Genomic DNA, 20353 nt, shown 5'->3' with positions numbered 1-20353 from the left:
TTTAAGACGGATCGCGGCGCTTATGGCGCTCGGGTCGAAAAGCGATAGCCCGTCCCACGCACGGTTTGAACCAGATGATGATGACTGGGCTCCAGTGCTTTGCGTAAACGTCGAATATGCACGTCCACCGTGCGTTCTTCCACGTAGACGTTGCCGCCCCATACCTGATCCAGAAGCTGCCCGCGAGTATACACCCGTTCTTGATGGGTCATAAAGAACTGCAGGAGCTTGTATTCCGTGGGGCCCATGTTGAGCGCATCGCCCTTGGCGGTGACGCGGTGGCACACTGGATCGAGGCGCAGCCCTTCGACTTCAATGGGGGTCTCCATACCTTGTACGGCGGTGCGACGCAGCACCGCTTTCAGGCGCGCAACCAGTTCTCTGGGGGAGAATGGCTTGGTGATGTAATCGTCCGCGCCCACTTCCAGACCCTGGACTTTGTTGTCCTCTTCGGTTTTGGCGGTGAGCATGATGAGAGGGATTTCCGAGGTGTTTTGGTCACGCTTTAATCGGCGTGCGAATTCAATGCCGCTGACGCCGGGAAGCATCCAGTCCAGCAGTATGAGGTCCGGCTTCTGATCAATGATCAGCGCATGCGCTTCCCGCGCATCCCCGGCCTCCAGATAGTCATAGTCAGCCATTTCCAGAGCGACTGCGATCATTTCCCGGATGGCGGGCTCATCGTCCACAATGAGAACTTGTTTGCTTGCCATGCAAAACACCTTTTTGAATACTCGATTGCCGAATTATTACAACGGCGTTTTGTTACAAGTATATGACAGGCGCTTAATTAATGTGATGGAAATGAGCCCGGCCGCTCTCGGTCGGGCTGAAAGCAAGGCGGGACGGGCTTAGAGACGGAAGACAAACTCCAGCGCCAGGCCAAGAAATACGGCGGCGCCGACCCAGTGATTGTTAAGGAACGCCTTGAAACAGTGCTGGGAACTGCGGTCGCGAATCAGGTGCTGTTGATATACAAACAGCACGGCGGCGACGATCAGAGAAACTTGGTAGTAAACGCCCAGTTCGTATTGCGCGCCAACCATGAACAGGATGCCCAGCGTCAATACCTGCAGGCCCGCCACCGCGGCGCGATCAGCCTCTCCAAATAGAATGGCGGTGGACTTCACCCCGATTTTGAGGTCGTCTTCCCGATCCGCCATGGCGTACATGGTGTCATAGGCGACGGTCCATACCACCGTTGCGGTATACAGCAGCCATGCCTGCTGCGGCACAGCGTCCAGTTCTGCGGCGAAAGCCATGGGGATGCCCCAGGCGAAGGCCGCGCCCAGTACGACCTGGGGCAGGTAAGTATGGCGCTTCATGAAGGGGTAAGTAGATGCCAGCGCCAGCGCTCCAGCGGAAAGATAAATCGTCAGGGCGTTGGTGAACAGCACCAGTATGAAAGAAACGCCAACCAGAACGCCGAACAAGGTGAGAGCCTCTTTTTCCGTCACCCGGTTCTGCGCAAATGGACGGCCTTTTGTACGCTCGACGTGCATGTCTATACGGCGGTCGGCGTAGTCGTTGATGACGCAACCAGCAGAGCGCATAAGCAGAACGCCGACGACAAAGATGAACAGGTTCTTGATGGAGGGGGCGCCCTCTGAGGCCAGCCATAGCGCCCAAAGCGTTGGCCAGAGCAACAGGTAAGTTCCGATAGGACGGTTCAGTCGCGTGAGATCGATATAAACCGGCAATTTCGCCTTGATTTGCTCCGCCAGGGATGGAAGTGGACGCCCTTGGGATTTCATAGCCAAACAGAATCCTGATCTAGTATATGGTTTGCAACTGCGTTCAAGTTCAGCCGCCCAGCAACTTGTTTTCCGCCTGTTCGACCTGATCCGCCGAACCATGCAGAATCAGCGTATCGCCGGGCTGCAGAATAAAATCGCCGGAGGGGTCGAAGAACTCCTCATCTCCGCGCCGAATACTGTCGACATTACAGGCCGCCAGCTTCATTTGCCCCAGAGAGCGATGGCAGCTGTAAGCGCCATCCGGCAGCGTCAGCGCATGCAGTTTTTCCAGCGGCGTACCGTCGGCGCCTACCAACTGGGAGTTAATACCCGGGTAATAACCGTGTAGCATTTTGTAGCGGCTACGGCGCACTTCCTCAATTTGACGATGAATCTTCCTGGCCGGCGCGCCCATAAGAGTAAGCACTTGAGTCACCAACATCAAGCTGGCCTCCAGCGTCTCCGGTACGATCTCCGTTGCTCCTGCTTCCAGTAGCAACGGCATTTTGGAATCATCCGCCGTGCGCACCAGGATAGGCACATTGGAGCCGGTGGAGCGGACTTTGCGAATGACCGCCAGGCTCTTGTCCACATCGGCATAGGTAATGATCAGCAGCCGCGCGCGCTCCAGACCCAGCGCCTTGAGAATATCCAGACGTTCGGAGTCGCCGTAGTGCACAGGTTCACCAGCGGCCGCGGCCTCTTTTACCCTTACAGGGTCTTTGTCCACGGCGGTCATGGGCAAATTGCTGCGGCGCATGAAGCGGGCGACGGTTTGTCCGACCCGACCGAAACCGCAGACAATGGCGTGTCCTTCCAATTCGGAACAGGCGTCGGTCAACGCTTCCACGCGGGTCTGGGCGACGCTCTGACCTTTATCTGAGGGGAAGCGTGCGCTGAGGTAGCGCGCCAGATTCATCAGCCAGGGCGTCAGGGAGATGCTTAGAATGACGGTGGTGATCACCACCGCGCCGGCTTGTTTGGATATCAGCTGGAATTTCTCGCCCAGTGCGAACAGGGCGAAACCGAATTCGCCGCCCTGGGCCAGATAAAGCCCGGTCTTCAGCGCTACGGCCTTGTCTTTCTGGTGACGATAGGCGAGGGCGCCGATCAGCGTCGCTTTGGCCAGCAGGAGCATCGCGGTGATAAGGAGAATCCAGGGCCAGTTGGCGAGCACTTCCTGGAAGTCCACGATCATGCCCACGCTGATAAAAAACAGGCCCAGCAGAAGGTCGCGGAAAGGACGGATGTCCGCCTCAATCTGATGTTTGTAGTGGGTCTCCGACAGCATCATGCCGGCGATGAACGCGCCCAGCGCCATGGATAGCCCGAAGCTGTGCGTTAACGCCGCCGCCAGCAGGGACACCATCAGCACGGTCAGAACGAAGAGCTCTTCCGAGTGGGACTTGGCGACTTCCGTGAAAATAAACGGCAGCAGGTATTTACCAATCGCCAGCATCAGCGCGAATAAAAGAGCGCCTTTGCCGAGGGTGATGGCGAGGGCCGCCGCCAGGGAACTGTCTGAGCCGCCCGCCAGGAAGGGGACCAGAATCAAAAAGATAACCGCCGCCAGATCCTGAAACAGCAGCACCCCCATCGACATCACGCCGTGAGGCTGCCCCAGTTCATTGCGCTGCACCAGCTCTTTGCTGACCACCGCTGTGGAGGACAGCGCCAGGGCGCCGGCGATGATAATGGCCTCTTCCGTACTGGCTTTGAATAGCCGGGCGATGCCGAAAATCACCAGACTGCTCACCGCCACCTGCCAACCGCCCAGGTTGAACACCACCTTGCGTAAAGCAATCATTTTGGCCAGAGAGAACTCCAGTCCCAGGGAGAACAGCAGAAATACAACGCCGAACTCCGCCAGCACCTGGATCGTTTCCACGTCGTCCACCCACCCCAAAGCAGTGGGGCCGACCCCAAGACCCACCGCGAGGTAAGCCAGGACAGAGGGAATGTTCATGCGCCGGAACAGCGACGATACGACGACCGCCGCGGTTATCAGCACCAAAAACTGACTCAGATTAGCTTCATGCATAAGAGGTAAGGAACCAACATCGCCTGTTAGTGAATTGGTTTAGCGGGCGGGCTTGGCTTAAAGGCCTTTTACGGCGTAGATGCCGGGTGCATTGCGCCAGTAGCCTTTGTAGTCCATGCCATAACCGAATATGTAGCGGTCAGCGACTTCCAGGCCGGTGAAGTCGCACTTCTGGCCAGGATAGACTTTGCGTTCATGTTGCTTATCCACCAGCACCGCGGTGTAAACTTTCTCCGGCTGCTTGTCTTGGCAGTAGTCGCAGATGGCGTGCAGGGTGGCGCCTTCGTCGAGGATATCGTCAAGAATCAGGACCGTACGCCCTTCCAGGCTTTCCGCCGGCTCCACTTTCCATCTCAGACCGCCGCCGCTGGTCTGGTTGTTATAGCGGGTGGCGTGAATATAACTGACTTCCAGCGGAAAGCGCAGCTTGGGAAGCAGCTTGCCTGCAAACACGACGCCGCCGGTCATCACGCAATACACCAAAGGGTTGCTGTCTTTCAGCTGCGCCGTGATTTCCTGGGCCAGACGTTCAATAGCCTGGTCAACCTGTGCTTCGTCAAATAGGCGGTCTGCTTCCTGAAATACCTGCTGCATGTTTTCCATATTATGGGACATTGGAATTACCTGAGAGTTACCGTTGTGATGATAAATGTTCTAAGAATCTATAAAAGTTACAGGGTTTGTTGGCGACGCTGGCGTCTCAACAAAGCCTAGTATAACGATTTAGCCCCGGAATGACTTGATCAATGCCTGCCGGAACCTTATAAATGCACACACTGTGAATCAGGCGTTTTACCATAAATAAGAAGCTCTTTGCGGCTTTTTTGACAAATTTGAATAGGGTACTGTGATGCGTAAATGGCAATGTGTGGTGTGCGGATACATTTATGATGAGGCGGAAGGCTGGCCCGAAGACGGTATCGCTCCCGGAACCCGCTGGGAAGATGTGCCGGAAGACTGGATTTGCCCAGACTGCGGCGTCGGCAAAGAAGACTTTGAAATGATTCAAATCGGTTAATCCGCTCTCCAAGCCAGCTCAACTCTCTACTGGAAACATTAAAGGATACGTCATGCCGGATACTGCGCCCATCGTCATTATCGGAACCGGTCTCGCCGGCTACACGCTGGCTCGTGAGTTCCGCAAACTCAGCAAAGACGCGCCGGTGCTGATGCTGACAGCGGACGACGGCCACTCTTACTCCAAGCCGATGCTTTCCACGGGCTTCGCTAAAGCCAAAACTGCGGATCAACTGTCCATGGCGGATCCCGGCAAGATGGCGGAGCAATTGAATATCGAAGTGCGCACGTTCGCCACGGTGACGGCGTTGGACCCGGAAGGCCATCGTTTGCATATCGGGGATGAGGCGGTGGAGTACAGCAAACTGGTGCTGGCCTGGGGCGCGGATCTGATTCATCTGGATATCCCCGGTTCCGGCGCCGGCAAGGTTTTCGCGGTTAATGACTTAATGGATTACCGCCGCATTCGGGATGCCTTGCAAGGCAAAAAGAGAGTCGCGATTCTCGGCGCCGGCTTGATCGGTTGTGAGTTCGCCAACGACCTTTTGCAGGGCGGCTATGAGGTGGAGCTGATTGCGCCTTCCGATACTGCGCTGCCGGGGATGCTGCCGAAGGCCGCTGGCGATGCGGTGGTGAAAGGCTTGCAGGACCAGGGTGCGGTATTCCATTTAGGGCAAGTGGCGACAGCGGTGGAGGATGCTGGCGATGGCGTGGAGTTGACGTTGGACAATGGCGTTAAAGTTCAGGCGGATATTGTGTTGTCCGCCGTAGGACTGCGGCCGCGGACGGTTCTCGCCAAACACGCCGGCCTTCAGGTTAACCGAGGTATTGTGGTGGATAGGGAAATGCGCACCAGTGCGGCGGATATCTATGCATTAGGAGATTGCGCGGAAGTGGACGGGCATGTGCTCTTGTATGTACTGCCTTTGATGGCTTGCGCGAAGGCGCTGGCGAAGAGCTTGGCGGGCGAGCCGACCAAGGTCAGTTATGGGGTGATGCCGGTAGTGGTAAAAACGCCCGCTTGTCCGGTGGTGGTGGCTCCGCCTCCCGTTGGCGCAGAAGGGGATTGGCAAGTGGAGCAATCCGGCGACTGTGACGTCAAAGCTCTGTTCATCAATGCTAAGGGCGTATTGGAAGGGTTTGCGCTAACCGGTGCGTATGTGATGGAAAAACAGAAGCTGGCCCAGCAACTGGACCCCATTCATAACGACTGAATGGGGCCCTTGTCATCTCAGCCCTGACCTTTGGTGCGGGTGCTGGATTTATTCTCCTGAATCTTCTTCTCGATAAAGGCGTAAATCAAACCGGCGATATCCTTTCCGGTCGCCTTTTCAATACCTTCCAGACCCGGTGAAGAGTTAACCTCCATGACCAATGGTCCATGGTTGGAGCGCAGCAAGTCGACGCCGGCTACGTTCAAGCCCATGACGCGGGCGGCTCTTACCGCGGTGGAGCGCTCCTCAGGGGTAATCTTGATCACGGACGCCTGGCCGCCACGGTGCAGGTTGGAGCGAAACTCGCCCGGCTGCGCCTGCCTCTTCATGGCGGCGACGACTTTATCGCCGACGACGAAGCAACGGATATCGGCGCCGCCCGCTTCCTTGATGAATTCCTGCACCAGGATGTTGGCTTTCAGGCCCATAAAGGCTTCGATAACGCTTTCCGCCGCTTTGCGGGTTTCCGCCAGCACCACGCCAATGCCTTGCGTACCTTCCAGCAACTTGATGACCAGCGGCGCGCCGCCGACCATGGAAATCAGATCGCGAATGTCGTCAGGGGAGTGGGCGAATCCGGTGACCGGCATACCCACGCCTTTGCGTGAGAGCAATTGCAAAGAGCGCAATTTGTCGCGTGCGCGTGAGATGGCCACGGACTCATTCAGCGGAAAAACTCCCATCATTTCAAACTGGCGCAACACCGCCGTGCCGTAGAAAGTGATGGATGCGCCGATCCGGGGAATGATGGCGTCAAACCCTTCCAGCACCTGACCCTGGTAATGGATGGTGGGTTTGTGGGTCGCCATGTTCATGTAACAACGCAGTGTGTCGATGACATGCACCTCATGCCCCCTTTTTTCACCTGCCTCCTTTAAACGTGAGGTGGAATAAAGGGAAGGATTGCGCGACAAAATGGCTATTTTCATAAGTTACCAAGGAAATATTGAACTAAGGTAGATTGGCGTCGTTGATAATCAGCACTTCAACCCTGCGATTAGCAGCGCGCCCTTCTTTGGTGTCATTGTTCGCCACCGGACGGGATGCTCCGAAGCCTTCTGCTTCTATCCGGCTGGAATCTATGCTGCCGACATTGGCGAGGAACTTGGCGACGTTGCTGGCGCGCTTCTCAGAAAGAGACTGGTTCAGGGCCCGGTCGCCGCGGTTGTCAGTATGACCGGAAATGCGAATTTTGCAATTGGGGAAGGCTTCAATTGCGTCGATGATCTTGTTCAGCAGGGTGACGTTGTCACGTTGCACTTCGCTGGAACCGGAAGCGAATTTGAAGCCGTGCGCGCGGATCAGCACATTGGCGTTCTGCCGGTAAACGTCTGCTTCCGTCAGGGTGAACAGCTCCTGCACGAATTCAAAACGGCGTTGAATTTCTTCGCTGGCGCGTTTGGCGGCGTCGGTCTCCAACTGGACCGCCAACAGCTTTTGCTCCATTTCCTGCTTCATCGTTTCCAGATTGGCGGCGCTTTGGACCTCGCGGACTTCCGCTTCCGCCAGAGCGTGACGCAGGGTCAGCTTTTCCTGCTGCAGTCTGTTCAGAGCCTCGTTGATAGATTCTTTGACCTGCGCAGGCCCTTTCTCGAAAGGGATTTCTGGAACGACAGGCTGCACGGCCTCGGCCAGTCTGGCTTCATGCCAGAGTAAAATATCTTCCAGGCTGGCGTCCCTGGCGTCGAATTCTGCGGCCTGAGCTGCGATGACGCGGGCGTGTTGTACTTGGGTCAGGGCGCTGTTGGCGTGGCGACGGGCCTTTTCCTGCTGGGTGCGGTCATTTTCCAGTGTAGACAGGGCCAGCAACATCTCTTCTTCCGCTACCCGCAGGGTTTTGGGGGCCCGGTCGTCGATATCCTCTTTGCGCGCCTGTTCGATCGCCTTGCGGGCTTTGCCTGTCACGTCCAGTTTCAGTGAGCGCAGTTCGATATCCCGGTATACGCCTGCGAGGGCGGTCTGGGCCTTGCTGTTGTCAGCGCCTGGCTGCTTCTCCAGCTGCGCGGCGATATCGCGCAGTTGCTTGTCGGCGGACGCGAACTCCTCTCCGAGCAGCTCTTCTCCGCTCGCAGCTATCGCCGCCTGACGGGCGTTCTCAATGGCTTGCAGCTTTCCGCGGGCGGCGTCCGCCTGCTTTTCCGCCTGGGCGGCGTAGGTCAGGCCGGCCTGGGCTTTGGCGGCGGCGACTGTTGGTTTGCTGCGGGAAAGATCCAGCGCTTCATTATAGGCTTCCACGGCTTTTCCATAAGCGTCCGGCGCATACAGGTGCACATCGTTGTCGCGCGCGGTTTCCATTTGGGCGTATAGCTGCTTCGCCTCATCCAAAGAAACAGCGGCGGGCTCCTGCTTCAATACCGGCGTGCTGCTGCAGGCTGTGATAGCCAGGGCCAGGGAGGAGGCGGTGAAGAGACGATATAGCTTTTTGGAAATAAACATTATTCGGTAGTCCGTGTTTGATTTGAGGCGGCGATAAGGCCGGATGCAGAGTCTATCTGCCTTCCCCAGTTGAACTTTTCTTATGTCGTTCTGTTGTACGTTATTTGGCTGGCATACTAGCTCAAAATGACGCCGGGCCAAAGTTTACCAAACCTGGATTATCATTATATTCCGATTCATCGATTGTTCACGGAAGGGGCAAGGCTCGCCCGTGCTGAGGAATGCGGCGCAGACGCACTTCAATGAAGCTCAGCCAGCCGCATCCGTCTCGCTTTGTTTGGCTTTCAGGCGCTCGTTCAGACAGCTTCTGCAATAACACTTCGCGCCTTCCGTGAATAACTCGGAGGTCAGTCCCGAAGGAGGGAGGGAAAAGCACCAGCATGTGGATTTACCTTTCTCCAGATCGCATTGAGCAGGACGACCGCAGCCCGGACAGGCATGCGAATAAGCGGGGTCGGGAAAGGCGATATTGACGGCGTTTTTCACTTTGCCGGTCTCCGGAAGCTGTAGTTTGGATCGTTAGCCAGCCCGATAGCTGCGGGCTGCTTTTTATACTTAGACGACTTCCAAGTCAATATAAGGACGGGGCGCCTGCACTAAAGGCGGCCTGTTTTAGGTTAGGGGTATTTGAAATCTGACGCAAGCCGTCCAGGAAAGCGGGTTGATTTACTGCTGGCCGGCGGTCAGTTAAAGTTTTATGACTTACTCAAACAGGAAAGCAAGATGAACGATGTAGTCCAGAAACTGTTGGATTTGTTGCAGTTGCGTGCGCTTGATGATTGCCTGTTTCAGGGCTCAAGCGAAGACCTGGGGTTTAAAAATGTATTTGGCGGGCAGGTCGTCGGTCAGGCTTTGATGGCGGCCTACCGTACTGTCGATGAGACACGGGTCGCCCATAGCCTGCACGCTTATTTCCTGCGCGCCGGCGATCCTGACCATGACATTATTTATGAGGTGACGCCGATTCGTGACGGTCGTTCCTTCAGCGCCAGACGTGTCGCCGCTCGCCAGCATGGTAAGGAAATACTTACTCTCATGGTCTCGTTCCAGACGCCTGAACAGGGGTTTGAGCATCAGGAGCCGATGGTCGACGTGGTCGGGCCGGAAGACATCGTATCGGAATTGGAGATGCGCCGTCGCTTCAAGGATCTGATTCCTGAAAGCCGCCGTGAACAGTTGACCCGTGAGCGGCCGATAGAGATTCGTCCGTTGAATCCGGTGAACCCTTTGAATCCCGAGAAGCAGGAACCGAAAAAGTACAATTGGTTCCGTGCGGTGCGCGATATGCCCGAGGGCGCGCGCTGGCATCATTGCGTATTGGCTTATGCATCGGATTTCGGACTATTGGGAACCAGCCTGCATCCACATGGGGTTTCTTTTTTCCAACGCGGCATGCAGGTGGCGAGCCTGGATCACGCCGTCTGGTTTCATCGCGACTTTCGTGTGGATGACTGGTTGCTATACGCGATGGATAGTCCTAGCGCCTCCCATGGACGCGGCTTTAATCGAGGGTTGATCTATGATCGCTCTGGTCGGCTGGTGGCTTCCACCGCGCAGGAGGCGCTGATTCGTCAACGCACGGATTGAGCCTTAGAGTATGCTTCATTCGTAACGCAAAACGCCTCCGGAGAATTCGAGGGCGTAAGACTTCTATTATCACTGAGAGACTGGCGCATGACCAAAATACTGGATCTGGATGTTCCCCACGCGTACCGCAACCGACCCCACCATGTAGGCGGTCGCTTCCGGTCTCCGCCAGGAGGGCATCATGACGGCCGGCATTCCTCGGAGATGGCGAAAGTCCTGTGGGAGCTGTTCCGGCATGGCAATGACCCGGTGCGCGCCACTCACGATCATTGCCTGCATCGTGATGCGGCGATTGCGGAGTTAGCGGCGGTGCAGGCGGAGCAAAGTCTGACTTGGTTGGGGCAGTCCTGTTTCTATCTGCGTCTGGGGGATCAGAGAATACTGACGGACCCGTTTCTGGGAGCGCGCGCCTCGCCCCTGCAGTTCAGCGGCCCCAAGCGCCTAGTGGCGTCGCCATTGCAGATTGAAGACCTGGATGTCGACGTCATCGTCATGTCCCATAATCACTATGACCATTTTGACGCGCCCACGCTGGCGCGGCTGAAGAACAAAGAAAACGTGCAGGTGGTGACAACTTTAGGGTTACGCGCGGATTTTATCCGCTTGGGGTATCGCAAGGTCGTCGAGCTGGACTGGTATCAAAGCTGCCGTATTCAAGGCGTGCTCTACACCGCGCTCCCTGCCTATCACTTTTCCGGACGTTCGCTCTGGGATGCGGATCAGACCTTGTGGGCGAGCTTCGCTATAGAGGGCGGGGGCGTTAAGTGTTTCTTCGCTGGCGATACCGGATATGGCGATGAATTTAAACGCATTGGCGAGCTGACCGGGCCTTATGATATCGCCCTTGTGCCTATCGGCGCCTATGCGCCGCGGGAAGTTTTCGCAGGGGTTCACGCCAGTCCGGAAGAGGCGGTTTCAATGGGCAAAGACCTGAAAGCGGCGCAACTGGTGGGAATGCACTGGGGCACGGTGCGGTTGACCACTGAACCGTTCTGGGAACCTAAAGAGCGTTTTCTGGCCCCTGGCTCCGGGCCGCAGAGACGAGTTATGAAAATCGGCGAAAGCCGCGCGATATCTGCGCTGTAACCGCTTCAGCCGGACTTGGCGCGCATGTCCCGTTCCGCCGCCCGTTCCTGAGCATGGGCGGCGTAAGTGCGCAGCCATTCGATGGCGAACTCCCAGGGCATCGGCCGGGCCAGCCAGTATCCTTGAATGTAACGGCAATCCATGGACCGCAGCAGGTTGAGCGACTCAACATCCTCCACACCTTCCGCAATAGCCTCGTAACCCAGCCCATGAGACATATCGATGGCGGTTCGCGCCACGACGCCGGCGTCCGGCGCGCTGGCGAGATCGCTGATCAGGGAGCGGTCTATTTTCACCTTATGCAAGGGCAGCTTCTTGATATAGGAGAGGGAGGAGTAACCTACGCCGAAGTCATCCAGTGCAATCAGCACGCCTGCCGCTCTGAGGGCCTTTAGCGCCGATAGCGCCCCCTCGGGATCCCGCATCAGGGCAGTCTCTGTGAGTTCCAGCGTCAGTCGCGCGGGGGGAACGCTGGCGCTGGCCAGTAATCGTTGCACTTTCTCTATAAAGCTGTCGTTCTCCAGGTCCACCATCGAAATGTTCACTGCAATGCCAATGTCTTCGTAACCGGCTTCGCTTAACTCCTGTAGGCGGATGAGCGCCTGCCTGATTACCCAGAGAGTGAGCTTGGTAATGTGGCCGGCCTGTTCCGCCAACGGAATGAACTCGTCGGGGAATACTTGGCCGAAGTCATCATGCGTCCAGCGAATCAAGGCTTCAAAGCCGGTGATGACATCGGCTTCAATGTCCAACTGCGGTTGAAAATGCAGACTGAGCTTGTCGGCGTCGATGGCTTTGTCCAACTCCGCCAGCAGGGTGAGGCGACGCTCGCTGTAAGGGTTGTACTGGGACTGGTAAACCGCCGCGCAGCCTTTGCTGTGATGGGTGGCGTCCAAGGCGATGCGCGCCAGTCGCAACAGGCCTTCGGCGCTGTCCGTATGATGGGGGTAGGCAGCCAGGCCAAAGCGAGGATCAAGATCGAGTGAAAGGTAGCCGAACTGAATGCGCCGTCCCAGAAACTTCGACAGGGCCAGCACTTCCTGATCGGCTTCGCTGTCGCGACGCCGTTCCAGCAGCATCGCCAGCGTGATTTCGTCCAGCGACGCGACATAAAGCGGCCCCTGTACGGACTGCTCGATGGGGATGACGCCATCCAGCGTTTCCACGAATTCATTGAGTTGATGGGCGATCTGGTACATCAGCTGGCGCGCGTTTTCATTGCCCAGAGTGCGGTCTATGTCACGATAGCGCTGCAGGCTGATCAGGCAGGCCATAAAGGCGCCGCCCGGCTTGGCGCTGATGCGATCGGTGATGAAGCGCTCCAGATAGGCGCGGCTGGGCAACTCGGTGACATGACTGTGGGTCGCCTCATATAAGCGACGTTGCTCCAGCAATTGCAGTTCCTGCTGCTCTTCGATGATTTGTTCCTGGGCCTTGAGGCGCTCATTCCGTTCAACATAGATGCGCTCCACAATGGCGACGGAGAGCAGCACGGCTTCCGCAGCAGAGCCAATTTCAAAACCGTACGCCGTCAGCAGGTTATGCGGGACGATGCCCAGGACCAATAACAGGGTCAAGCTGGCGCCCAACTCCAGCATCAGCCAGGCGCAAGTAAACAGGCGAGCGGAGCGCACGCCTTTCCACCAGAGATAGGGGCCGATAATGACGAGAATCAGGTCTGTCACCAGCACTAACGCGGTGGATGCGCCTTTTGACAGGTGCGCTGGCGCAGCGAAAACGCCGACTATCGAGGCCACCCCGGCAATGCTGACGCCGATCAGCAGGTAATTCAGGCGCGGGGCTTTGACGGGCAATTTCAGGAAACGTCGGGAAAACTCCGCCGCTGATAGCGCAATCAGCGGCACGGAGACCAGGATAGTGAAGTTCTGCAACTGCGGTACGTTGGGCCAGAGGAATTGGAAAGTGCGGCCTTGCAGCGTCGCTTGCACCAGCAGAATCATCAAGGTAAAGATGACGTAGAACAGATACATGGGCTCCCGGAGCGCCAGGAAAATAAACAGGTTGAACGTGACGACAAAAAGCAGGAAGCCGTAATAAAGACCGTGGGTGAGGACTTCCCGGTCATTGCGCAGGTAGAACGCGTCTTCCTTCCATATCTCCAGAGGCAGACTCAGGGAGCCCTCGCTTTGGATGCGGAACAAAAAATCATGCGCTTCGCCGGGCTCCAGCTCCACGGGGTAGATATAAAGAGGGTGCAGCGTCTCCCGCTGGCTGAACGGATAATATTCGCCGGTCTGGCTGCGCCGGACGACCTCGTCATTGACCAGCTCGACAAAGAGCACATCATCCAAATGAGGCGCTCTGACTACGAGCAGGCGACGTTTCGGTTTATCGGTGGCGTTGGCCAGGGTGAAGCGAAACCAGAAACTGTCTTTGGTGTAACCGAAGTTGGCGTGGTTGGCGGCGATCGTTTCCCAGGTGAGGTCGGCATGGCTGAGCAGTTCTTCCAGACTTTCCTCCCCGGTAGCGTCACGCCAGTAGTCGACAACCGGTATCGCCTTATCCTCGGCGCTGACATAGTTGCGCGGCGCTTCAGCTTCCCCGTGGCAGTGGGCGCTTAGTACGAGCAGACATAGGAACAGGAACGCTTTGATATTTGGCATTTTTCTTTTGAAATCAACAATTAGCGTCGCCCCATCTAGGCGGTAATGGGGAGAAGCGAAGGCGGCGTATACAACTTAAGATTAGGTAGGGATGGGCGATCACGCCAACCTGGGGCGCTCATCAGGGAGAGAAAAGAGAAGGCCATTGCGAATCAATGGCCTGTTGAAAGGGGAGCCTGGACTGACGTGGCGACGAGAACGGCTAAGCCAATTGCTGCGCCCAAGTCTGCGCCCAAGCGACGGCTTCCGCGGCGGGATCGGCGGTTTCCATCGCGTCGATTTTGAGTCCGTCTCCCACTTTCACCGCCGCCAGCTCGGTCATGGCGTGCTCCATCAGTTCGCCCGCGCCGCAATAGCTGTCGAAATAAGAGCTGTCGCCCAAGGTGATGACGCCGAAGGGCTTGCCGACGATATTGGGGAATTGCGTGGTCAGCGCCGTATATAAAGGCGCGATATTGTCGGGCAGGTCGCCACTGCCGGTGGTGGAGGTGCAGATTAACGCGGCGGAGTCCGCTTCCGTGATGTCTTCCAGAGTGGGATTTTGCGCCACCCGGGCTGCATATCCTTCCTCATTCAGCGCCTTTTGCACCGCTTCGGCGGTTTCCAGCGCAGCGCCGTATACAGTGCCGACGCAGATAACAATCTTTTTCATGCTCTTTCCCGGTTACTGGGACGATTCAATGTCCGATTAATTCAGTCGGGTATTGTAAGCATCCGCGGCAGGAATTTTAAGCGTCTCCGCCAGGAATTGTTTTAGGAGTGCTCCGCATTAGAATTTTGTTGGCTTTGCATTTATTGTTTAGGCCCCGCCATCTAGAAGCTCAACAGGAGGACAAACCTATGGCGTACTGGCTGATGAAAACTGAACCCGACGCATTCAGCATCGATGATCTGGCGAACTCGCCGGAAGGCGTGTCCGGCTGGGATGGCGTGCGGAATTATCAGGCGCGTAACTTTATGCGCGACAATATGAAAGTGGGCGATCAGGTGTTCATCTATCACAGCAGTTGCCCCGAACCGGGCGTAGCGGGTATCGCCGAAGTCTGCCGGGAAGCCTACCCGGACCCGTCCTCTTTTGATCCTGAGTCGCCTTATTACGATCCCAAGTCTACGGAGGAGAACCCCCGCTGGTGGTGCGTCTCAGTGAAGTTCGTGCTTAAATTGAAAAAGGTCGTTCCGCTGGCGGAGATTAAGCTGAACCCTGCGCTTCAGGACATGGCGCTGGTCAAACGCAGTCGTCTCTCCGTAATGCCGGTGCAACCCCATGAGTGGGACGCTGTCATGGCGATGGCGTGAAGCGCTTAGACGGGTTCATCCTCGCTGGCTTTTTGCACAACCAAAGGGATCACCATATTGCGGCCTTTGATTTTGGCCTGATACAGATTGACGTCCGCCTGCTTCAGTAGAGAGGCCAGATCTTTCGCCTGACTGATGGAGCAGACGCCGCAACTGATGGTGTAGCTGATTTCCTGATTTTTGTACTGCAGCGGACTGGTCTCGATGCTTTTGCGTAGCCTTTCCGCCAGGGTCAGGGCCTGCACCAATGAGGTGTCCGGCAACTGAATGAGGAATTCTTCTCCGCCCCAGCGCGCCGCCATGTCCATTTTGCGGCAGGCGTTGACCAATAACTCTGAAATTTTCATCAGCACGAAGTCGCCGGCGTCGTGGCCGTATGTGTCATTGATCATCTTGAAGTGATCGATATCCAGCAGGATAACTGAGAAGTGGCTGCCATGGCGCTTGTAGCGGAAATATTCTTTCTCAAGCTGTTGCTGCATGTCGCGGCGGTTGGGCAACTGGGTCAACTCGTCAGTGCGCGCCGCTTTCTCATACAGACGCGCCATGTTGATCAGCTCCTGACGCGCTTTGCGCCTGGAGTGATCCATCACAAAGGCGAAGACGGAGACGAAGGAAACGGTGGCGGCGAAGCGGAGTTGGAAGTCCAGATTATAGACGGTGCGCACCCAGGGGAGTTCCGGAAAGCGGAAGATAATGGCGATCAGCGCAACCATGATGATCAACATCCAGCTGCCGGTGCGTAGTCCCGCCACATAAAAGACGAAAGGCGGGAACACATAAAACCAGAGAATGCCGGTATTGCTCTCGCCGCCGCCGGCGATGAGATACAGGAACAACAGACCGACCAGCCATAAGAACAGGGTTTTGAACAGTTGCTGATTGAGGGTGCGGTTGTAGGAAATCACGTTCATCAGCATCAGCGCGCAAAACAGGAACAGCGCGGATGCGTGCGCAGTATGGGACCACAGCCAGGACTTCACGCCAATAACGAAGGACATGAAGGACGCCGCATAAGCCAGCGCTTTAATGACGCTAACGACCTTGGCTTCTTCGTCGAGGACTGCGCTTAACAGATGGAAGTTGGTTTTGCGGTTACGCTCTGTCATGTCTTATTGTTATGGCCGCCTCTGCAAGTGACTGTTTCTATTATAGTCCACATATATTCGATAAATTGCCGACACTATCAGGTATTTCCCGCAACAACTGTTAAATATTATTTCGGAATGCGATGGCGGCGGTCGGCGAAAGGTCAGGAAATCAGGCGGCGCCCGTCGGATTAACCTAACGGGCGGCGATGGGTTTGCTCTGAGCTGATTCCCGGCAGTGAAATAGCGGCCAGCCTGAAGCGTACGAAGTCCAGCGCCTGTTGCGCGGAAGCAAACCTGAAACTGGCGTAACGGCTGGCGCCGCGGCGGTCGCGGTACTCCGCGTAGACCCAATAGCTGGCGTGGCTCCCCTGAGTCTTGCATCGGTATGAGCCTTGCGCCATCCAAACATTCAGGGGGCAAAGGTGAACGTAGTGACGGATCGTCGCACTGGACGTGAGAAGCTGTTCGAGATTGGGCGACGGCAGCTCGGGCTGATCCTGAAGCTCATGGGCTTCAGCATGATCTGCTAATGAAGCGGTTAATGACATGTTCTAGGTTCTCCACGTTAATACTATCGATTAAAACGTGCGAGAACTGACGTGGGGCTTGCCTGTGAGTTGCCAGGATGGCCACATCTCAGAACCCGGAAAACAGTTTTTTTGATTAAGTCATTCCCGCACGAGGGAGGTTTTCTAATGTCTATTGCCTAAAGAGGCGCAAACGATCGGGGGCTTATTTACCGGTTGGTAACATGCCCTTGGTAATTCGTTTGGTAATCGACATTAATGACTTAAACAAAATGTTTCCTGTAACGGTTCTGGCACCACCTTGCCCAGGTCGGCAGGTTGGTGAGGACGTCAGTCCTTCTCTTGATGCACGAACTCGCTTAATGTATACAAAATAATCGGTTGAATCAATAACCTGGCGCGACGCAGATCAATCTTCCAGGAATTTCCCCGTTAATAGCCGTTATTTCCGCGATTTTGGACTATGTCCATCAGATGACTGTTTTGTTAAAGTTGCGCCTTCAAATTTATTGAGGGGAAAATCTGATGGAGTTTCGCAACCTGGGTCAGTTGGAAGAAGCCGCCTCCAGTGGGCAGCAGGAACTGGCTCGCATTGGTATTGCGCTACTTTTTATTCTGGGCATCCTGATATACACCAACCTTCGGATCGGCGATCTTGAGGGAGGATACCTGCTTGTAGTCGCCGCTATGATCGGCGGTTATATGGCGCTGAACATCGGCGCCAACGACGTAGCCAATAATATGGGGCCCGCCGTGGGCTCGAAAGCGATCACTCTGCTGGGCGCGCTGGCGCTGGCGGCGATATTTGAAGCGCTGGGGGCGCTGGTCGCCGGGGGCAACGTAGTCAGCACCATCAAGAACGGTATTATCAACCCGGACTTCATTCAAGATTCCACTACTTTCATCTGGCTGATGATGGCGGCGCTGCTGGCCGGTGCGCTGTGGTTGAACGTGGCGACCTATCTGGGCGCGCCTGTATCCACCACGCATTCCATTGTTGGCGGCGTACTGGGCGCAGGCATCGCCGCCGGCGGCTTTGGCGTTGCGAACTGGGGACAGATGGGCGCTATCGTGGCCAGCTGGGTGATTTCGCCTGCAATGGGCGGCGTTATCGCGGCGGGGACCCTGTACTTCGTCAAGCGCTCAATGTTGTATGAAGAGGATAAGCTGGGAGCGGCGCGTCGTTACGTTCCTATCCTGATCGCAATCATGGCGTGGGCGTTCGTCACCTACCTGCTGCTTAAAGGCGCCAAGAACATCATTAAACTGGACTTCATGACCGCCTTGCTCATAGGCCTGGGAGTCTCGGCGGCGTTGTACTTTGCGTTGCTGCCAATGGTAGGGCGCGCTGCGCGGAAAATGGAAAACACCCGTGAAAGCGTCAACAAGCTGTTTACCGTGCCGCTGATCTTCGCGGCGGCGTTGCTGAGTTTCGCTCATGGCGCCAACGACGTGGCCAATGCGATTGGACCGCTGGCTGCGATCAATGACGCGATTGTTAATCACGGCGTGGTGCAAAAGGCGTCTATTCCGTTATGGGTGATGATGGTCGGTGCGTTGGGTATCGCAATTGGTCTGTTGCTGTACGGACCAAAGCTGATCAAGACAGTCGGTAACGAGATCACTGAACTGGACAAGACGCGCGCCTTCTGTATCGCTCTGGCCGCTGCTATCACGGTAATTGTCGCTTCGCAGCTGGGCTTGCCGGTCAGCTCCACTCATATCGCTGTCGGCGCAGTCTTTGGCGTCGGTTTCCTGCGGGAATATTTGAAAGTGAACTACGCCAGCCAGCTGCATCTTATTCTGGAGGAGCATGCGGGTCTGGAGCGCGAGAAGCTGCAGAAGTTTCTGAACAACTTCGAAAAAGCGTCTGTGGAAGATATGAAGCAGATGTTGAAGCAGGCCAAGAAACACAAAGAAGACGTGCCTCTTACCAAAGAAGAGCGCAAGCGTCTGAAAAATGTGTATCGTGAAGAACTGGTCAAGCGCGCCAGCATCAAGAAGATCGTCGCCGCCTGGATTATTACGGTGCCTGTGTCCGCATTACTGGCGGCCCTGCTGTATTTCATGATCCGCGGTATGCTGTTGCCATAGGCTGTTTCTGCTCTGTGTAAGCCCGGCTTTCCCGAAGGATAGTCGGGCTTTTTCATTTTGGCTTACCGGAAAGTGGCGTTGAGCCGTCCTCTGCACTTAGCGTATATATGCAATGATAAGGACTGTGTAAGGTGAGTGATCGGTGAATCAGACCCTCGTAATTTATCATGGCAATTGCCTGGATGGCTTCGGTGCGGCTTATGCGGCCTACCGGCGCCTGACGATGTTGGATAAACAGGATGCGGACTACTACGCGGCGACCCACGGCGAGCCGCCGCCGGACTGCGCGGGCAAGCGCGTTTACCTTCTGGACTTCTGCTACAAGCGAGAGGCTTTGAAGCAACTGTGCGTCAGCGCCGACGCTGTCATCGTGCTGGATCACCATATCAGTGCGGCGGAAGAGGTCGCCGGGTTGGATCAGGAGTGCCTGAATTTAAGTCTGACGTTTGATATGAGTCGCTCCGGTGCGGTGATCGCCTGGGAGCACTTTCACGAAGAGCCGCCTCCTGCCTTGCTGGCGATGATTCAGGACCGCGACCTCTGGCAATGGCGCATGGCCGACAGCCGTGACGTCAATGCGGCGTTAATGTCTTACCCCAAGGATTTTGAAGTATGGGATGAATTGGCCCAATCCGGGGCCGCCTTGTCGCGTCTGGCGGACGAGGGGCGCGCCATTAACCGGTTTCGTGAACAGATGATCGAATATTACAAGGGACGGTCGGTGATGGGCGAGATCGCCGGCTATGCGGTGCCTATTGTTAACTGTCCTCTCGCGGTGACCAGCGAACTGCTCAATGTGCTGGCGCAGGGACATCCCTTCGCGGCGGGGTACAGTGATAAGGGCGGTAAGCGCGGCTGGTCGCTGCGATCCACAGACGATGGCGTTAATGTGGCCGAGGTGGCGATAAAGTTTGGCGGCGGCGGGCACCCGCGCGCAGCAGGCTTCTCCACCCGCATTGATGAACGCTGGTTGACCCTGGAGCCGACGGAAGCAGAAGCGGAATGAGCGCCTCAAAGCCTTCTCTTTACAGCATTGGTTACGCCACTAAGCCGATAGCCGTGTTTATCAGTCAATTGCAGAATCATCATATCGATGTGGTCGCCGATGTCCGCTCTGTGCCATATAGCCGCGCTTTTCACGACTACCATCGGGAAACCCTGGTCCAGCATCTCAAGGACCATGGCTTACGTTACGTCTACCTTGGCGAGGAACTGGGGCCGCGCTCCAAAGATCCTACCCATTATGACGAAAGCAGGCAGGTTCAGTTTGACCGTCTGATTCAATCCGATTTGTTTCAGAGTGGAGTGGGAAGGCTAAAAGACGGAATGGACAAAGGCTTTCGCATCGCCCTGATGTGCGCTGAGAAAGATCCCGCAAGTTGCCATCGCAGCCTGCTGATCGCCTACGCCCTGCAACGTGAAGGCGTCACTGTCAGACATATCTCCCATGAGGGCGACATCGAGGCGCAACCGGAACTGGAGCGCCGCCTGATGGAACTCACCGGCATTCAACCGGATATGCTGACCCCAGAAGAAGAGTGCCGCGACCTGGCCTATCGAAAATATTGTCAGGTCATGGCTTATCGTAAGCCGGAGTGACATGT

General features: G+C 56.2%; 19 protein-coding genes and 1 riboswitch. Of the genes, 8 read left to right on the top strand and 11 right to left on the bottom strand.

Annotated features, from left to right (window positions below):
• Nucleotides 1–20: 20 nt before the first annotated feature.
• The 4 genes from phoB to O5O45_RS22250 all read right to left on the bottom strand — a co-directional run bounded on the left by phoB (nucleotide 21) and on the right by O5O45_RS22250 (nucleotide 4392).
• Nucleotides 21–713, bottom strand: a complete 693-nt coding sequence (gene phoB / locus O5O45_RS22265) for a phosphate regulon transcriptional regulator PhoB (protein ID WP_011394745.1) — start codon at nucleotides 711–713, stop codon at nucleotides 21–23.
• Between the two features lie 138 nt (nucleotides 714–851).
• A complete protein-coding gene (gene ubiA, locus O5O45_RS22260) occupies nucleotides 852–1754 on the bottom strand; it encodes a 4-hydroxybenzoate octaprenyltransferase (RefSeq protein ID WP_305906238.1) in 903 nt (300 codons plus the stop codon).
• 49 nt (nucleotides 1755–1803) lie between these two features.
• Entirely contained in the window at nucleotides 1804–3777 is a 1974-nt protein-coding gene (locus tag O5O45_RS22255) for a monovalent cation:proton antiporter family protein (RefSeq protein ID WP_305901528.1), read from the bottom strand.
• A gap of 57 nt (nucleotides 3778–3834) precedes the next feature.
• Nucleotides 3835–4392 carry a hypoxanthine-guanine phosphoribosyltransferase gene (locus O5O45_RS22250; RefSeq protein ID WP_305901527.1) on the bottom strand — a complete coding sequence of 186 codons (558 nt, stop codon included), beginning with the start codon at nucleotides 4390–4392 and terminating at the stop codon, nucleotides 3835–3837.
• A gap of 235 nt (nucleotides 4393–4627) precedes the next feature.
• Between O5O45_RS22250 and rd the strand changes: the two genes are divergently transcribed.
• Complete coding sequence (gene rd, locus O5O45_RS22245) at nucleotides 4628–4795, top strand: rubredoxin (RefSeq protein WP_011394749.1); 168 nt, start codon at nucleotides 4628–4630, stop codon at nucleotides 4793–4795.
• A gap of 52 nt (nucleotides 4796–4847) precedes the next feature.
• On the top strand, nucleotides 4848–6008 hold the full coding sequence (locus tag O5O45_RS22240; protein WP_305901526.1) for an NAD(P)/FAD-dependent oxidoreductase: 1161 nt from the start codon (nucleotides 4848–4850) through the stop codon (nucleotides 6006–6008).
• Nucleotides 6009–6025: 17 nt separating this feature from the next.
• On the opposite strand, the gene rimK is transcribed toward O5O45_RS22240, so the two are convergent.
• From rimK to O5O45_RS22225, 3 genes are all read right to left on the bottom strand, one after another.
• Entirely contained in the window at nucleotides 6026–6937 is a 912-nt protein-coding gene (gene rimK / locus O5O45_RS22235; protein ID WP_305901525.1) for a 30S ribosomal protein S6--L-glutamate ligase, read from the bottom strand.
• Between the two features lie 22 nt (nucleotides 6938–6959).
• A complete protein-coding gene (locus O5O45_RS22230; RefSeq protein WP_305901524.1) occupies nucleotides 6960–8444 on the bottom strand; it encodes an OmpA family protein in 1485 nt (494 codons plus the stop codon).
• A 249-nt stretch (nucleotides 8445–8693) separates the two neighbouring features.
• Nucleotides 8694–8930 carry a cysteine-rich CWC family protein gene (locus O5O45_RS22225; RefSeq protein ID WP_305901523.1) on the bottom strand — a complete coding sequence of 79 codons (237 nt, stop codon included), beginning with the start codon at nucleotides 8928–8930 and terminating at the stop codon, nucleotides 8694–8696.
• A gap of 237 nt (nucleotides 8931–9167) precedes the next feature.
• Between O5O45_RS22225 and tesB the strand changes: the two genes are divergently transcribed.
• Nucleotides 9168–10031, top strand: coding sequence for an acyl-CoA thioesterase II (gene tesB, locus O5O45_RS22220; RefSeq protein ID WP_305901522.1), 864 nt, complete (start codon nucleotides 9168–9170; stop codon nucleotides 10029–10031).
• A gap of 87 nt (nucleotides 10032–10118) precedes the next feature.
• The gene (locus tag O5O45_RS22215) at nucleotides 10119–11117 is read left to right on the top strand and encodes an MBL fold metallo-hydrolase (protein WP_305901521.1); all 999 of its coding nucleotides are present in this window, start codon (nucleotides 10119–10121) and stop codon (nucleotides 11115–11117) included.
• 5 nt (nucleotides 11118–11122) lie between these two features.
• Here O5O45_RS22215 and O5O45_RS22210 read toward each other — a convergent pair whose 3' ends face one another.
• On the bottom strand, nucleotides 11123–13741 hold the full coding sequence (locus tag O5O45_RS22210; RefSeq protein ID WP_305901520.1) for an EAL domain-containing protein: 2619 nt from the start codon (nucleotides 13739–13741) through the stop codon (nucleotides 11123–11125).
• A 202-nt stretch (nucleotides 13742–13943) separates the two neighbouring features.
• Entirely contained in the window at nucleotides 13944–14393 is a 450-nt protein-coding gene (locus O5O45_RS22205; protein ID WP_305901519.1) for a flavodoxin, read from the bottom strand.
• A gap of 188 nt (nucleotides 14394–14581) precedes the next feature.
• On the opposite strand from O5O45_RS22205, the gene O5O45_RS22200 reads away from it, so the two are divergent.
• Nucleotides 14582–15037: an EVE domain-containing protein gene (locus O5O45_RS22200; RefSeq protein WP_305901518.1), complete on the top strand. Its 456-nt coding sequence runs from the start codon at nucleotides 14582–14584 to the stop codon at nucleotides 15035–15037.
• 5 nt (nucleotides 15038–15042) lie between these two features.
• Here the strand turns inward: O5O45_RS22200 and O5O45_RS22195 are convergent, their stop codons facing one another.
• Both O5O45_RS22195 and O5O45_RS22190 read right to left on the bottom strand, forming a co-directional pair.
• Nucleotides 15043–16146 carry a GGDEF domain-containing protein gene (locus O5O45_RS22195; RefSeq protein WP_305901517.1) on the bottom strand — a complete coding sequence of 368 codons (1104 nt, stop codon included), beginning with the start codon at nucleotides 16144–16146 and terminating at the stop codon, nucleotides 15043–15045.
• Nucleotides 16147–16316: 170 nt separating this feature from the next.
• Nucleotides 16317–16676 carry a hypothetical protein gene (locus tag O5O45_RS22190; RefSeq protein WP_305901516.1) on the bottom strand — a complete coding sequence of 120 codons (360 nt, stop codon included), beginning with the start codon at nucleotides 16674–16676 and terminating at the stop codon, nucleotides 16317–16319.
• 241 nt (nucleotides 16677–16917) lie between these two features.
• Nucleotides 16918–17009, bottom strand: a riboswitch (SAM-I-IV-variant riboswitch).
• Between the two features lie 171 nt (nucleotides 17010–17180).
• Between O5O45_RS22190 and O5O45_RS22185 the strand changes: the two genes are divergently transcribed.
• The 3 genes from O5O45_RS22185 (at nucleotide 17181) to O5O45_RS22175 (ending at nucleotide 20348) form a co-directional block, all read left to right on the top strand.
• The gene (locus tag O5O45_RS22185; protein ID WP_305901515.1) at nucleotides 17181–18749 is read left to right on the top strand and encodes an inorganic phosphate transporter; all 1569 of its coding nucleotides are present in this window, start codon (nucleotides 17181–17183) and stop codon (nucleotides 18747–18749) included.
• Between the two features lie 142 nt (nucleotides 18750–18891).
• Nucleotides 18892–19755: a DHH family phosphoesterase gene (locus O5O45_RS22180; protein WP_305901514.1), complete on the top strand. Its 864-nt coding sequence runs from the start codon at nucleotides 18892–18894 to the stop codon at nucleotides 19753–19755.
• On the top strand, nucleotides 19752–20348 hold the full coding sequence (locus tag O5O45_RS22175; RefSeq protein ID WP_305901513.1) for a DUF488 domain-containing protein: 597 nt from the start codon (nucleotides 19752–19754) through the stop codon (nucleotides 20346–20348). The genes O5O45_RS22180 and O5O45_RS22175 overlap by 4 nt, the downstream gene beginning before the upstream one ends.
• Nucleotides 20349–20353 lie beyond the last annotated feature (5 nt).

The organism is Hahella sp. HNIBRBA332 (genome assembly GCF_030719035.1).
Taxonomy (GTDB): Bacteria; Pseudomonadota; Gammaproteobacteria; order Pseudomonadales; family Oleiphilaceae; genus Hahella.
This window is presented reverse-complemented; position numbering and strand designations above follow the sequence as displayed.

What these genes read in the sequence shown, in the direction of transcription:
- phoB (WP_011394745.1), bottom strand. Translation starts at nt 713, where the DNA reads ATGGCAAGCAAACAAGTTCTCATTGTGGACGATGAGCCCGCCATCCGG.
- ubiA (WP_305906238.1), bottom strand. Translation starts at nt 1,754, where the DNA reads ATGAAATCCCAAGGGCGTCCACTTCCATCCCTGGCGGAGCAAATCAAG.
- O5O45_RS22255 (WP_305901528.1), bottom strand. Translation starts at nt 3,777, where the DNA reads ATGCATGAAGCTAATCTGAGTCAGTTTTTGGTGCTGATAACCGCGGCG.
- O5O45_RS22250 (WP_305901527.1), bottom strand. Translation starts at nt 4,392, where the DNA reads ATGTCCCATAATATGGAAAACATGCAGCAGGTATTTCAGGAAGCAGAC.
- rd (WP_011394749.1), top strand. Translation starts at nt 4,628, where the DNA reads ATGCGTAAATGGCAATGTGTGGTGTGCGGATACATTTATGATGAGGCG.
- O5O45_RS22240 (WP_305901526.1), top strand. Translation starts at nt 4,848, where the DNA reads ATGCCGGATACTGCGCCCATCGTCATTATCGGAACCGGTCTCGCCGGC.
- rimK (WP_305901525.1), bottom strand. Translation starts at nt 6,937, where the DNA reads ATGAAAATAGCCATTTTGTCGCGCAATCCTTCCCTTTATTCCACCTCA.
- O5O45_RS22230 (WP_305901524.1), bottom strand. Translation starts at nt 8,444, where the DNA reads ATGTTTATTTCCAAAAAGCTATATCGTCTCTTCACCGCCTCCTCCCTG.
- tesB (WP_305901522.1), top strand. Translation starts at nt 9,168, where the DNA reads ATGAACGATGTAGTCCAGAAACTGTTGGATTTGTTGCAGTTGCGTGCG.
- O5O45_RS22215 (WP_305901521.1), top strand. Translation starts at nt 10,119, where the DNA reads ATGACCAAAATACTGGATCTGGATGTTCCCCACGCGTACCGCAACCGA.
- O5O45_RS22210 (WP_305901520.1), bottom strand. Translation starts at nt 13,741, where the DNA reads ATGCCAAATATCAAAGCGTTCCTGTTCCTATGTCTGCTCGTACTAAGC.
- O5O45_RS22205 (WP_305901519.1), bottom strand. Translation starts at nt 14,393, where the DNA reads ATGAAAAAGATTGTTATCTGCGTCGGCACTGTATACGGCGCTGCGCTG.
- O5O45_RS22200 (WP_305901518.1), top strand. Translation starts at nt 14,582, where the DNA reads ATGGCGTACTGGCTGATGAAAACTGAACCCGACGCATTCAGCATCGAT.
- O5O45_RS22195 (WP_305901517.1), bottom strand. Translation starts at nt 16,146, where the DNA reads ATGACAGAGCGTAACCGCAAAACCAACTTCCATCTGTTAAGCGCAGTC.
- O5O45_RS22190 (WP_305901516.1), bottom strand. Translation starts at nt 16,676, where the DNA reads ATGTCATTAACCGCTTCATTAGCAGATCATGCTGAAGCCCATGAGCTT.
- O5O45_RS22185 (WP_305901515.1), top strand. Translation starts at nt 17,181, where the DNA reads ATGGAGTTTCGCAACCTGGGTCAGTTGGAAGAAGCCGCCTCCAGTGGG.
- O5O45_RS22175 (WP_305901513.1), top strand. Translation starts at nt 19,752, where the DNA reads ATGAGCGCCTCAAAGCCTTCTCTTTACAGCATTGGTTACGCCACTAAG.